This window comes from Polaromonas sp. JS666 (genome assembly GCF_000013865.1).
In the GTDB taxonomy this organism is placed as follows: Bacteria; Pseudomonadota; Gammaproteobacteria; order Burkholderiales; family Burkholderiaceae_C; genus Polaromonas.
The window spans coordinates 4,157,290-4,170,773 of sequence record NC_007948.1 but is presented as its reverse complement, the minus strand read 5'-3'; the positions used below and the strand labels follow the sequence as shown (position 1 = coordinate 4,170,773).

Sequence of the window (13,484 nt, the reverse complement as noted above, 5' to 3'; positions counted from 1 at the left end):
AATGGACGGGGCGGGGGACCGGGCCGCTGTTTAGCGCCAGGCCTGGGCGAATTCCTTGATCACGCGCTCCAGGTGAGCGCGCATGGCGGTGCGTGCCGCTACGGGGTCTCGCGCCATCAGCGCATCGAAGACGCGCTGATGGTCTTCCTGCGACGACACGCGCAGGGCCGGGCTGTGAAAGTGCTGGTCAATCTTGGCCCACACGGGGCCTTTGGCATGGTCCCACATCGCGGTCACCATCTGCAGCAAAACGCTGTTGCCGGTGGACTCCGCGATATACAGATGAAACCGGCGGTCGGCGGCTTCGTTGGCCACCTTGTCGTCCATGTGCAGGCGCATATCGGCCAGGGCCTCGAAGATGCGGTCCAGATCGGCGTCCTTGCGCGTCTCCGCAGCCACAGAGGCGATTTCAGATTCGATCAGGCAGCGTGCGCGCAACAGCTCAAACGGCCCCGGCCCTGCCTCTGGCATGAAGACCGGGGTTTGTGTCGCCGTCGCCGGGGTCTGGATCACATAGGCGCCGGAGCCGCCCCTGACCTCGACGGCTCCCTGCAGTTCCAGCGCAATGATGGCTTCGCGCACCGAGGTGCGACTGACCTCGAACTGTTCGGCCAGGGCCCGTTCCGACGGCAGGCGTTCGCCCGCCTTGACGCCCTTGTGCGCCAGCAGCGCCAGAATCTGCGCGGCCAGCCGCAGGTAGGGCCGCTCGACGTCGGTCTCTTCAGTGGAAGGTTTTGCAGCGGCAGCGGGAATGAGTTGGAGGTTCATAAGAGGGGCGCCAGAAGGGCCGGCCTGTCAGGCACAAAAAATGAAGATGGTTTACCAATTAGGCCAGAGACCGCCGATTCTGACCGTTCAACAGGGCGTTTCATCGACGTGTCGCCGGATTTACTGCTTTTTTGGCCACCATGAAATTGACAGGTATGCATAAGTGTATCGCGTGCCGCTTGCTGGTTAGACCAAACTATAAGTGGTATACCAATTTACCGCTTAGTGGTTTACCACTATGGTGATTTTGGTTGCCACTTTTAAACTTCCGTTCAGTTGGTGTCAGGCCAGCTCTTTCCAAAACCTGGCTTTTTCAAATCAAACCCAAGCGGAGACCTCTATGCAGATCAAGAAAATTCTCAGAGTTGCGGCGGTCGGCCTGACTGTGCTGGCCAGCGTCGCTTTGACAAGCACCATGGCGTCGGCCCAGACCGTCACCGACATCATCAAGCGGGGCAAGGTCAAGATTGGCGTCCTGGTGGGGGCGCCGCCCATGGGCGCGGTGGACTCGTCCGGTAACCCCGTGGGCTATGACGCCGATACGGCGGCCCTGATCGCCAAGTATTTGGGCGTGCCTCTGGAGATGGTGGCGCTGGAGCCGCCGGCACGCATCCCGGCACTGGAGTCTGGCAAGGTCGACTTTCTGGTCTCTACCCTGGCGCCCACGCCAGAACGGGCCAAGACGGTGATGTTCACCATTCCCTACAACGCCTTCCAGGTCGGCATTTACGCCAAGAAGGCCCTGAAGGTAAAAGACTGGGGCGATCTGAAAGGCAAGAAGGTGGGGGTCAACCGTGGCTCCAGCGTGGAAGCCGCGCTGGTGAAACAGGAGGGCTTGGTCGGGTTGAAAGTGGTGCGTTTTGACACGGATGCCGCCGTGATCCAGGCCGTCTTCTCGGGCCAGATCGATGCGTGTGCGGAGCCTGACACCATGGCCAACCAGAGCCTGAAGGCCCGGCCCGATGGCGATATGGCGCTGAAATTCTTTTTCAGCAAGCAGCCCAATTCGATCGCTGTGCGCAAGGACGCTTTCGAGCTGCAGCAGTGGCTCAACAACACGATCTATTACATCAAGGTCAATGGCGAGCTTGACGAGATTGCGCGCAAGTGGGTCGGATCCCCGCTGCCTGAACTGCCTACGTTTTGATCACGTTCTGCTTACGTTTTGATTTGTCTTCGGATCAATGCATTGGCGTCGCCTTGCGGGGCGACGCACCGGTCTTGCCGTTCCTGACCACTGAAAGACGCCTGTGAAAGCCGAGTTTCATTTCCAATCGATTTTCGCCAGCTGGCAGCTTTATGCTGAAGGTGCGTTGGGCACGCTGGGGCTGGTGGTGTGCGTGATTCCGCTGGGATTTGCGCTGGCGGTGGCGCTGGCGCTGGCGCGCAAGATCGCACCCCAGCCGATTCCCAGGCTCGTCACGCTCTACGTGGAGTTTTTGCGCAACACGCCTTTTATTGTTCAGCTGTTCTATATCTATTTCGGGCTGGGCTCGATGGGGTTTCCAATTCCGCCGGTGATGGGAGCCTTGCTGGCCCTGATGCTCAACCTCAGTGCCTATTCCACGGAAATCATCCGGGCCGGCATCGACTCCATTCACCGGTCCCAGCTGGAGGCCGGGTTGTCCCTGGCCATGACGCGCGCCCAGCTCTACCGCCATGTGGTCATCATGCCGGCGCTGGCGCGAGTCTGGCCAGCGCTCAGCAGCCAGTTCGTGCTGACCATGCTGGCCACCAGCGTGTGCTCCTTCATTCCGGTGACCGACCTGATGGCCGCCACCAAGTTTGTGGAGTCCAACACCTCACGCGGTTTTGAGGCCTACCTCATCCCCGCACCGATTTACCTCACCATGGCGCTGCTGATGAAGTGGGGCCTGGCCATGTTGGGCCGGGCACTGTTCCCGGCGCAGCAGGACGCCAAAGCCAATGCGGTTTCGAAAGGCCTGGGATGATGATCGAAAGCTTCGGGTTTCCCGAATTCATGTTTTTGATCCGGTCGCTGGGCTGGACGCTGGCGCTGACCGCCTCGTCACTCCTGCTGGGCAGTGTGATTGGTGCTTTTTTTGCGATTGCGCGGGTGTCTCACAACAATCTGCTGCGCAATGCCGCGGTTCTCTACATTCAGGTGCTGCAGGGCCTGCCGGTTCTGCTGGTGTTGTTTCTGGCGTATTTTGGGCTGGCCTATATGGGTTTCGATCCGCCGGCCCTGGTCATCGCCACCATCGCCCTGGGCCTGTACGCCGGGGCCTATCTGGCCGACATCTGGCGTGGCGCGATGGAGTCGGTGCCCTACCAGCAATGGGAAGCCTCGTCCTCGCTGGCCATGACACGGGCCCAGCAGTTTCGCTTCATCATCCTGCCGCAGTCGGTGCGTATTTCGCTGCCGCCCACGGTCGGCTTCCTGGTCCAACTGATCAAGAACACCTCGATCGTGTCCGTCGTGGGCTACATCGACCTGATGCGCGCCGGCGAGCACATCGAGACCAGCCTGCACTCCCCCTTCATGGTTTACGGAATCGTGGCGCTGCTGTATTTCTCGCTGTGCTTTCCGTTGTCCCACCTGAGCAAAATGTTAGAGAGGAAAGTACATGCCGATCGTCAAAATTGAAAATGTCGTCAAGCGTTTTGGCGCCGTCGAGGTGCTCAAGGGTGTCTCGCTGGACGTGGAGGCGGGGCAGGTGGTGGCCATCATCGGGCGCAGCGGTTCGGGCAAAAGCACCTTGCTGCGCTGCCTCAATGGACTGGAAACGATTTACGCCGGAAACATCGACATTGCCGGCCACAGGCTCGACAACAGCGGCCGGCATTTGCGGGAACTGCGCAAGGATGTGGGCATTGTGTTTCAAAGCTACAACCTGTTCCCCCACTTGACCGTGGGTGAAAACATCATGCTGGCGCCGCGCATCACCAAAGGCATCTCGCGGGAAGAAACCCGGCGCATTGCCGAGGCGACGCTGGCGCAGGTGGGACTCTCGGAGAAATTCGGCGCCTACCCGGAGAAACTGTCCGGCGGGCAGCAGCAACGCGTGGCGATTGCGCGCTCGCTGGCCATGCAGCCCAAGGTCATGCTGTTCGATGAGGTGACCTCCGCGTTGGATCCCGAGCTGACGGGCGAGGTGCTGATCGTGATGGAAAACCTGGCCAAAAACGGCATGACCATGCTGCTGGTGACGCACGAGATGGGTTTCGCCAAGGGCGTGGCCGACATCACCGTCTTCATGCACCAGGGCAAGGTCTGGGAGGCCGGCCCGTCAGAGCAACTCTTCGCCTCACCTCAAACGCCCGAGCTCAGGCAGTTCATTGGCGGCAGCCTGAAATAGCCGTCCTTGTCCTTCATTGCAACGCCTCGTTCCATTCACTTACCCCATCCAAATTTGCGATTCAAGTCCATGACCACAGCCCAACGCCACACCCCCGCCGACCTGACCCGATTTGCCAGCCAGTTGCTCACAGCCGCTGGCCTGCCCGCCGCCAAGGCAGACACCGTGGCCCGCCTGCTGGTGCTGACCGACATGATGCAGCGCCACACCCACGGCGTGGCGCTGTGCCCGCTCTATATCGATCAATTGAAAAACGGGCTGATGGGCACAGACGGTGAGCCCGAAGTGGTGCGGGACACGGGAGCCACCGTGGTGTGGGACGGCCATTACCTGCCCGGCCTGTGGCTGGTTGACAAGGCCTTGAGCCTGGCGTTCGAGCGTGTCGCCCAGCACGGCGTCGTGACCTTCGCCATGCGCCGCAGCCACCACATCGCCTGCCTGGCCGCGCTGGTCAAACAGGCCACCGACCGGGGCCTGGTGGCCATCCTCGCCACGTCCGATCCGGGTGGCAAGTTTGTCGCGCCTTTCGGCGGACGTGACCCGGTGTTGACGCCCAACCCGTTTGCCATCGGCTACCCCGGCAGCAAGGCACCCGTGCTGGTGGACATCTGCGCCTCCATCACCACGGTCTCCATGGCCCGCACCAAGGCCGCAGCCGGCGTGCAGTTCGAACACCCCTGGCTGATGGACAACGCCGGCCAGCCGACCACCGATCCGCGTGTGCTGGAGCAGACCACGCCGCGCGGCTCCCTGCTGCTGCTCGGCGGTGCGGAATACGGCCACAAGGGTTTTGGCCTGGCCCTGATGGTCGAAGCCCTGACCCAGGGGCTGGCCGGCCACGGCCGCATTGATGCCCCCAACCGCTGGGGCGCCAACGTGTTTCTGCAGGTCATGGACCCGGAGGCCTTTGCCGGCCGCGACAACTTCCTCACCCAGATGGATTTCATTGGCGACGCCTGCCGCGCCAGCACGCCGGTCCAGCCCGACGGCCTGGTGCGTTTGCCGGGCGACCAGGCCAGCGGCAATATCGCGCGCGCGCAGCAACAGGGCATTGCCCTGAGTGACGCCACGCTGGACAAACTCGCGGCCTGCGCGACCCAATTGGGCGTTGCACCACTCGGCAACGCATGACCACGGCAGCCGCCCCGGCGGGTAAAAGGCAGATCGCCCTCTCGGCCGTCGACGGCAAGCTGGTGCTGGACAAGGGCGCCATCAAAGTCATCAACCACGGTGAGCGCGACGGCGCCATGCTGTACGACCTGTCCGTCTTCCCACCCCGGGAAGTGGGCTATCTGGCCATGCCCACCAGCCTGGCTGGTCCGCCGCAAAGTGCGGCCGTCAGCCCGGACCAGACGCTGGCCCTGGTCACGGCCGCGCAGAAAACCGATCCGGCCAACCCCGCACGCACGATTCCCGACACGCGCGTGACCGTCATCGACATCGCGTCCGGGCCCGCACGCATTACGCAAACCCTGGAAGCCGGACTGGGCCCCACGGGGGTGTCGTTTTCACCCGACGGGCGCATGGCCGTGGTGGCCAACCGCAATGACGGCACGCTGTCCGTGTTCCGTGTCGAGGGCCAAGCCCTGGTCAAAACTGCCACCGTGCCGGTCGGTGACCGCCAGTGCCAGCCTGCGTCAACTGCCTTCACGCCCGATGGCGCCACCTTGCTGGTGTCGCGCGACGGCGACCACTTCGTGTCGGTTTTTGATGTGGCCGATGGCCAGGTGCGGGCGGCCGGGCGCGATATCAGCGCCGGCATCAAGCCCTATGGCCTGTCGGTGGCGCCCAACGGTCAGTTCGCGGTGACGGCGAACGTGGGGCGGGTCAGCGGCGACGCGGACTCGATCAGCGTGATCGATCTCACGCGCAAGCCCTACCGCGTGATGGACACGCTGGGTGTTGCCGCGACGCCGGAAGCGGTGCTGATCTCGCCCGATGGCGCCTGGGTGGTGGCGGTGTGCCACAACGGCTCCACCCGTGTTGAGGACTCGCCTTTTTTCAACCCGAACGGCACCCTGGTGGTGTTCCGTGTCAGCGGCCTGCAGCTGGTCCGCCATGCCGAGCACCCGATTGGCCGCTGGGCGCAGGGCGCGGCGTTTTCGCACGACAGCACCGCCCTGCTGGTGCAAAACACCGTGGAGCGTGAGCTGCAGGTATTTCGCGTTGGCAGCCAGGGTTTCACCGACACTGGCGAGCGGCTGCCCATTGCCTTCGGCAGCTTTGCCGCCATCCGCACCGTCGATTTTCCATCCACCTGATCACCTATGCAGCCATTGAACCAAGCCACACTGACGCAGTTGACGGACTCTGCGCTTGCCACACCATCGCCTGTTCAACTGCCGCGCTACCGCCGCACCGATGCCCGCGTGGGCGTGGTGCATCTGGGGCTGGGCGCTTTTCATCGCGCCCACCAGGCCATGGTGTTTGATGCCCTGTTGCAGCGCGGCGACCCGCGTTGGGGCGTGCTGGGCGTGGCCATGCGCACGACCGAACTGGCCGATGCGCTGACCGCGCAAGATGGGCTGTATGCGGTGCAGGTGGCCAGTCGCGAGGCGCTGCGCTGGCAGGTGGTCGGCTCGGTGTTGCAGGCCTGTGTGGCGGCGCGTGAGCCTGCGCAGGTGGTGGCGGCCATGGCCGCACCCGGCACGCGCTGGGTGACGCTGACGGTGACCGAAAAAGGCTATGGCCCGGCGCTGGCGGCCTTGCTGGTGCAGGGGCTGGCGGCGCGCCGTGCAGCGGGTCTGGGCGGGCTGACGATCGCGTCCTGCGACAACCTCTCCGACAACGGCCGCAAGCTGCAGCAACTGTGTGTGGATGCGGCGCAGCACGATGCTGCGCTGGCGCAGTGGATTGACACCGCCTGCGCCTTCCCCAACAGCATGGTCGACCGCATTGTTCCGGCCGCCACCGCACAGCATCGCAGCGATGCGGCACAGGCGCTGGGACTGGCGGATGCCTGCGCCCTGGGCACCGAAGAATTTTGGGAGTGGGTGATCGAGCGCCGCTTTGTCGACGACGCGGATGGCGACGCGCTGGCGGCTGTCGGGGTCCAGGTGGTGGCAGACGTCAAACCCTTTGAGGAGGCCAAGCTGCGCATGCTCAACGGCAGTCACACGGCCATCGCGTTGATCGGTGCGGTGCTGGGTGTGCCCACGGTGGCCGACTGCATTGCCCGGCCTGACATCCACCGTTTTGTTCGCAGCCTGATGACCGAGGTGGTGATGCCGCATCTGCAGCGTCCCGGGCTGCCCGCCTACCGCGATGCCTTGCTGGCGCGCTTTGCCAATCCCGAACTCCGGCACAAGGTGCACCAGATCGCCACTGACAGCTCGCTCAAGATTCCGCTGCGCTGGCAAGCGACGGTGCTGGCGCAACTGGCGGCGAACGGCTCGATCGAGCCCCTGGCGCTGGCCGCGGCGGTGTGGATGCGCTACCTGCTGGGCGCCGATGAACAAGGCCAGGCTTATGCCATCTCGGACCCGCTGGGGCAGGCCTTGCAGGCCACCGCGCAGCGGCGCCGGGACGATGTGGCTGGCACGGTGCGTGCGCTGCTCGCTGTGAGCTCGATATGGGGCGAGGTGTTACCGCACGACGTACGCTGGACCGCGCGCGTGGAACACTGGTTGCAGGTCATTCGGCGCCAGGGTGTCGCCGCTGCGCTGGCGCAGCTGCATCCGTCAGACTGAGTCCTTGCCGGGACTCGGCGCACGGGTTGCGCCGCACGCACCGCTGCGGCCTGTTCGCACCGCGGTCGGGGTGCGAACAGGCGCGGGCTCACTCAATCGAACTGCAGGCCGCCGTTGAGGTCCAGCACCTCGCCGGTGATGAAACCGCTTAAGGGATGCGCCAGAAACAGCACACTATGGGCAAATTCCTCGAGCTCGCAAAAGCGGCCCACCGGGATTTTCTGGCGCAGCTCGGCTTGCCGCTCGGCGCTGACCTGTTCGGTCAGCATCTGGGTCTTGACGAAGGTCGGGGCCAGGGCGTTGCAGGTCACACCAAACGGGGCGTATTCGCGCGCGAAGCTGAAGGTCAGCGAAATCACGCCGCCCTTGCTGGCCGCGTAGGCCGGCAGCGGCGACAGACCGCCGGTTTTGGCGCCGTAGGACGACACGTTGACGATGCGGCCAAAGCCGCGTGCCTTCATGCCCGGCGCCACGCGCTGGCTCACGTAAAACACGCCGTCGAGGTTGATGCTCAGGGTCTTGCGCCAGAGTTCGGGGGTGGTCTGTTCGCAGTTGGCGTACTGCAGGAAACCGGCATTGTTCACGCACACATCGATGCGGCCAAAACGCGCCTCGATCTGGTCGCAGGCCGCATGCACCTGGGCCTGGTCGCTCACGTCCATGGTGAAGCAGGCCAGCCGGTCGTCGTGCGCTGCCAGCAAGCTGGCGACCTGGTCGGTCCGCAAGTCGGTGGCGGCCACACGGTAGCCTGCGTCGAGCAGGGCGCGGACGGTGGCCAGGCCCATGCCGGCGTTGGCGCCGGTGACGAGGGCGACCTGGTCCTGAATGGGGGGAGTCATGATGTTGAAAGACATTTGAAAAGTATTTGATGAAAAAGTGTTTTCGGCTGAATGGTGGGGCTGTGGAAATCAGTCCTGCAGGGTCGCACCGACCTTGCGGCCGGCGGCAACCATCTCTTGCCAGGTCTGGTCATCCACCGCAATGCCTTCGACTTCGCGCTGCGCGCGGGTGGCGCGCTCCGGGTCGCCGGCAATCTGCACGGCGTCAAAGCCGGGTGCGACCGGCCCGGCCTGGAGCCAGTCCACAAAGGCCACCGCTTCCTGCTCGAAAGCGGCCTGGGTGCCCAGCTTGGCCGGGTCGATCAAAATCGTCAGCATGCCATTGACGACGGCGCGCACGGCCGGGTCGGTGGCTTTGTGCCAGGTGCCGCCGCCGGTCAGCGCGCCGCCCAGCAGTTCGCAGGCCACGGCCATGCCGTAACCCTTGTGCTCGCCAAAAGCCAGCAGCGCACCAAACAGCCCATTGCTCTGGGGTACCACCACCACACCCGGGTCGGTGGTCGGGCGTCCGTGTTCGTCGATGAGTGTGCCGGGCTCGACCTGAATCCCCTTGTTATGGGCCACACGCATCTTGCCCTGCGCCACGCGGCTGGTCGCAAAGTCCAACACGAAGGGTTCACGGCCCTTGAGCGGCACGCCAATGCAGCAGGGGTTTGTGCCAAAGCGGCCATCGCCTCCGCCAAACGGCGCCACCACCGGTCGCGACAGCACGTTGACAAAATGCAGGGACACCAGGCCTTGATCCACCGCCATTTCGGCGAAGTGCCCGATGCGGCCCAGATGGTGGGCATTGCCCAGCGTCATGATGCAGCTGCCATGGGCCTTGGCGCGGTCTATGCCCAGCGCCATCGCCTGCTCGCCGACGATCTGGCCGTAGCCGCGCTGGCCGTCCAGTGTCAGCAGCGAGCCGGTGTCGAGGACTACCCGCACGCTGCTGTTGGGTTTCAGGCCGCCTTCGAGCACGGCATCCACATAACGCGGCAGCATGCCCACGCCGTGCGAGTCGTGGCCGCTCAGGTTGGCCAGCACCAGGTTGGCGGCGACGGTGGTGGCCTCTTCGGCGGAGCTGCCGGCGGCTTTTAAAACAGTAGCTACCTGGGCTCGTAACTGGGCGGCGGAGATGGTGTGGCTCATGAGGGTATTGAAGGTGTTTTGGGATTCCATTCCCTCTCCCCCCTGGGAGAGGGTCAGGGTGAGGGCCTCTCGGCGCGCAGAGCCCTCACCCCCGCCCTCTCCCAGGGGGAGAGGGAGTGAAGAAAAGGACTACATCACGGCGCCGACCTGCCAGGGCACAAACTCGTTTTGCCCATAGCCGTGTTTTTCGCTCTTGCTGGGTTCGCCTGACGCGGTGGCCAGAACCAGCTCGAAAATGCGCTGCCCCATCTCGGCCACCGTGCTGCTGCCGTCGATGATCTCGCCGCAGTTGATGTCCATGTCGTCTTCCTGCTTGCGCCACAGCGCCGAGTTGGTCGACAGCTTGAGCGAGGGCGAGGGTGCGCAGCCATAGGCCGAGCCGCGGCCGGTCGTGAAGCAGATCAGGTTGGCGCCGCCGGCGACCTGGCCGGTTGCGCTGACCGGGTCGTAGCCGGGCGTGTCCATGTAGACAAAGCCGTGGGCCTGCACCGGCTCGGCGTATTCATAGACCGCCTGCAGGTTGCTGGTGCCGCCCTTGGCGACGGCGCCCAGCGATTTTTCCAGGATGGTGGTCAGCCCGCCGGCCTTGTTGCCCGGCGAGGGGTTGTTGTTCATCTCGCCCTCGTTGATCTCGGTGTAGTGCTCCCACCACTTGATGCGCTGGATCAGCTTTTCAGCCACCTCGGGTTTCACCGCCCGGCGCGTCAGCAGGTGTTCCGCACCGTAAATTTCGGGTGTCTCGCTCAGGATGGCGGTGCCGCCGTGCGCCACCAGCAGGTCTACCGCCGCGCCCAGCGCCGGGTTGGCGCTGATGCCCGAGTAGCCGTCCGAGCCGCCGCATTGCAGGCCGATGGTGATGTGCGCAGCGCTGCAGGGTTCGCGCTTCACGTTGTTGACGGTGGGCAGCATTTCGTTGATCAGGGCGACGCCCTTGGCCACGGTCTTGGTCGTGCCGCCCGTGTCCTGGATGTTGAACACCTTGAAGGTCTCGCCCTCCCGCAGGCTGCTGTGCGCCAGCCAGGCATTGATCTGGTTGGCTTCGCAGCCCAGTCCCACCACCAGCACGGCGGCAAAGTTGGCGTGCGTGGCATAACCGGCCAGCGTGCGCTGCAGCAGCTGCATGCCTGTCCCCTCGGTGTCCATGCCGCAGCCGGTGCCGTGGGTCAGCGCCACCACGCCGTCGACATTCGGGAACGCGGCCAGCGCCGCCGGGTTGGTGCGCCGCGAAAAGTGGTCGGCGATGGCGCGCGCGGCGGTGGCCGAGCAGTTCACGCTCGTGAGCACGCCGATGTAGTTGCGCGTGGCAACGCGGCCGTCGGCCCGCTTGATGCCCATGAAGGTGGCCTCGCGCCGCGCCGGTTCGGGTTTGACGTCCGCGCCAAAGGCGTAGTCGCGTTCGAAGTCACCCTTGTTCGGGCCCATGTCGAGGTTGTGCGTGTGAACGTGCTCACCGGCGGCAATCGGTTTGCTGGCAAAGCCGATGATCTGGTTGTAGCGCCGCACCGGCTCGCCCTGCGCGATGGGGTGGGTGGCGATCTTGTGGCCGGCCGGGATCAGGCCCTTGACCGGTACACCTTCGACGCTGGTGCCGCTCAGCAGTTGCTGGCGGGCGATCAGCACGTCATCGGCGGGATGAAGGCGAATGAATGGGGTCATGGAAATTTCTCTTCAGTCAAACATTTCAACAAAACATTTCAATAAAACATCTTGGGCAGCCACAGCACCAGCTTGGGGAAGTAGGTAATGACAATCAGGCTGCCCAGCAGCGGAAACAGCCAGGGCAGAATGGCGATGGTGGTGCGCTCGACCGAGAGCTTGGCCACGCGCGCCAGCACAAACAGCACCATGCCCATGGGTGGGTGCAGCAGGCCTATCATCAGGTTGAGCACCATCACCAGCCCGAAATGGACGGGGTCAACGCCCAGCTGCACGGCGATGGGCACCAGGATGGGCACCAGAATCGTGATGGCCGCCGTCGGCTCCAGGAAGCAGCCCACAAACAGCATCAGCACATTGGCCAGCAGCAGGAAGACCCAGGCCTCCTTGGTGAAACCCAGCACCCAGTTGGCAATGTCGGTGGTCACGCCGGTGGCGGTGAGCATCCAGCCGAAGATGGACGCCGCGGCCACGATGAACAGCACGGTGGCTGTCGTCTCTACCGTATCCAGGCAGACCTTCACGAAACTCTTGAAGGTCAACGTGCCATACCAGGCAAAGCCGAGGATCAGCGACCAGACGCAGGCGGCAATTGCGCCTTCGGTGGGCGTGAAGATGCCGGTCGTCATGCCGCCGATCAGCAGCACCGGCGTCATGATGGGCAGAACGGCCTGGAACTTGAACGCCTTGTCGGCCGCAAACAGCGCCACCAGCGCGGCGGCCACGGTGACTTGCGGCGGAAAGTTAAGCTTGCCAATCAGCAGCCACAGCAGCAGCGGCCAGCCGATGACCACCGCGGTTTCGATCAGCGCCTTGCTCAGGCGGCGCCAATCGAACTTGACGTCGGCGCCCCAGCCGTTCTTGTGCGCGAAGTAAGCCACGGTGAGCATCATCAGGATGGCCATCATGACGCCCGGCAGTATGCCGGCCAGAAACAGGGCGCCAACACTGACGTTGGCCATCATGCCGTAGATCACAAAGGGCAGGCTGGGCGGAATGATGGGGCCCAGCGTGGCGGAAGCCGCCGTCACGCCCACGGCAAATTCGGTGCTGTAGCCGTGGTCCTTCATGGCCTTGATCTCGATCGTGCCCAGACCGGCCGCGTCGGCAATGGCGGTGCCGCTCATGCCGGCAAACACCACCGAGCCCACGACGTTGACATGGCCCAGCCCGCCCTTCATCCAGCCCACCAGCGCCAGCGCGTAGTTGTAGATGCGGTTGGTGATGCCGGCGTTGTTCATCAGGTTGCCGGCCAGAATGAAGAAAGGCACGGCCAGCAGCGGAAAGCTGTCAATGCCGCTGACCATGCGGTGAATCACCACAAAGGGCGGCGAGCTTTGGGTGAACAGGATGTAGAGGAGCGAAGCGCCGGCCATGGCCATGGCCACCGGCAGGCCGCCGCTCATCAGGAACAGGAAAGCAACTTTCAGCATTTAGCGGTCCTCCATGGTGGATTCAGGGCGTTCCAGCACGCTGTAGCCGCGCTTCACGTGCACATGCATGACCCAGACCGAGCGCACGCACATGGCCGCAAAGCCGATCAGGCAAACGCCATACACCAGGTTCATCGGCAAATCAACGATGGTCATTTTGTAATTGCCCATCTTGTTCATCATTTGCCAGGTCAATACAACCGCAGCCGCCAGGAAGGCGATGCGCAGCACATCGGTGAGCAAGGCCATGGCCCGGCCCAGCCAGGGCGGCATGAAGCGGTAGAAAAAGTCGACCTGGATGTGGTTGTTCTTGGCCACGCCAATGGCCGCGCCCACGAACACGGTGGCGATCAGCAGGTAGCGGGCGATCTCTTCGGTCCAGGCGGCCGAGTCGTTCATCACATAGCGGGTGAAGAACTGGTAGAAAACCGTCAGGCCCAGTGCCCAGAAAAACAAAAGGGCCACCCAGGCCTCGGCGGGTGTGTCCGACAGGTCGACCGCGTCGTCGGTGGCATGGAACTCGCCGTCGTCGCCCATGACCTTGGGCAGGGCGTCGATGTCAGGAATGGTGATCATGATGGTGGATGTTGGTGGAGAGGCCCCTTCCCGCCAGGGGAAAGGGAGGGCATTCGGAAGTGCTCAGCC

Annotated in this window: 13 protein-coding genes; 7 read left to right on the top strand and 6 right to left on the bottom strand. The window is 63.9% G+C overall.

Annotation, left to right across the window (positions count from 1 at the left end; genetic code table 11):
* Positions 1-30: 30 nt before the first annotated feature.
* Positions 31-768 carry a FadR/GntR family transcriptional regulator gene (locus tag BPRO_RS19865; protein WP_011484861.1) on the bottom strand — a complete coding sequence of 246 codons (738 nt, stop codon included), beginning with the start codon at positions 766-768 and terminating at the stop codon, positions 31-33.
* Between the two features lie 340 nt (positions 769-1,108).
* Between BPRO_RS19865 and BPRO_RS19860 the strand changes: the two genes are divergently transcribed.
* From BPRO_RS19860 to BPRO_RS19830, 7 genes are all read left to right on the top strand, one after another.
* Positions 1,109-1,915, top strand: coding sequence for a transporter substrate-binding domain-containing protein (locus tag BPRO_RS19860; protein ID WP_011484860.1), 807 nt, complete (start codon positions 1,109-1,111; stop codon positions 1,913-1,915).
* A 103-nt stretch (positions 1,916-2,018) separates the two neighbouring features.
* On the top strand, positions 2,019-2,720 hold the full coding sequence (locus BPRO_RS19855; RefSeq protein WP_011484859.1) for an amino acid ABC transporter permease: 702 nt from the start codon (positions 2,019-2,021) through the stop codon (positions 2,718-2,720).
* Positions 2,720-3,376 carry an amino acid ABC transporter permease gene (locus BPRO_RS19850; RefSeq protein WP_198141049.1) on the top strand — a complete coding sequence of 219 codons (657 nt, stop codon included), beginning with the start codon at positions 2,720-2,722 and terminating at the stop codon, positions 3,374-3,376. The genes BPRO_RS19855 and BPRO_RS19850 overlap by 1 nt, the downstream gene beginning before the upstream one ends.
* Entirely contained in the window at positions 3,357-4,088 is a 732-nt protein-coding gene (locus tag BPRO_RS19845) for an amino acid ABC transporter ATP-binding protein (protein ID WP_011484857.1), read from the top strand. The genes BPRO_RS19850 and BPRO_RS19845 overlap by 20 nt, the downstream gene beginning before the upstream one ends.
* A 69-nt stretch (positions 4,089-4,157) precedes the next feature.
* Positions 4,158-5,219, top strand: a complete 1,062-nt coding sequence (locus BPRO_RS19840; protein WP_011484856.1) for an Ldh family oxidoreductase — start codon at positions 4,158-4,160, stop codon at positions 5,217-5,219.
* A complete protein-coding gene (locus BPRO_RS19835; RefSeq protein WP_011484855.1) occupies positions 5,216-6,349 on the top strand; it encodes a beta-propeller fold lactonase family protein in 1,134 nt (377 codons plus the stop codon). Before BPRO_RS19840 ends, BPRO_RS19835 begins: the two co-directional genes overlap by 4 nt.
* A 6-nt stretch (positions 6,350-6,355) precedes the next feature.
* Entirely contained in the window at positions 6,356-7,777 is a 1,422-nt protein-coding gene (locus BPRO_RS19830; protein WP_011484854.1) for a mannitol dehydrogenase family protein, read from the top strand.
* A 92-nt stretch (positions 7,778-7,869) separates the two neighbouring features.
* On the opposite strand, the gene BPRO_RS19825 is transcribed toward BPRO_RS19830, so the two are convergent.
* From BPRO_RS19825 to BPRO_RS19805, 5 genes are all read right to left on the bottom strand, one after another.
* Positions 7,870-8,616, bottom strand: a complete 747-nt coding sequence (locus tag BPRO_RS19825) for an SDR family NAD(P)-dependent oxidoreductase (RefSeq protein ID WP_041390078.1) — start codon at positions 8,614-8,616, stop codon at positions 7,870-7,872.
* 69 nt (positions 8,617-8,685) lie between these two features.
* Entirely contained in the window at positions 8,686-9,750 is a 1,065-nt protein-coding gene (locus tag BPRO_RS19820) for a malate/lactate/ureidoglycolate dehydrogenase (RefSeq protein WP_041390077.1), read from the bottom strand.
* Positions 9,751-9,879: 129 nt separating this feature from the next.
* A complete protein-coding gene (locus tag BPRO_RS19815; RefSeq protein ID WP_011484851.1) occupies positions 9,880-11,406 on the bottom strand; it encodes a UxaA family hydrolase in 1,527 nt (508 codons plus the stop codon).
* Between the two features lie 38 nt (positions 11,407-11,444).
* A complete protein-coding gene (locus BPRO_RS19810) occupies positions 11,445-12,839 on the bottom strand; it encodes a TRAP transporter large permease (RefSeq protein ID WP_011484850.1) in 1,395 nt (464 codons plus the stop codon).
* Entirely contained in the window at positions 12,840-13,415 is a 576-nt protein-coding gene (locus tag BPRO_RS19805) for a TRAP transporter small permease (RefSeq protein ID WP_011484849.1), read from the bottom strand. It abuts the gene before it with no gap.
* Positions 13,416-13,484 lie beyond the last annotated feature (69 nt).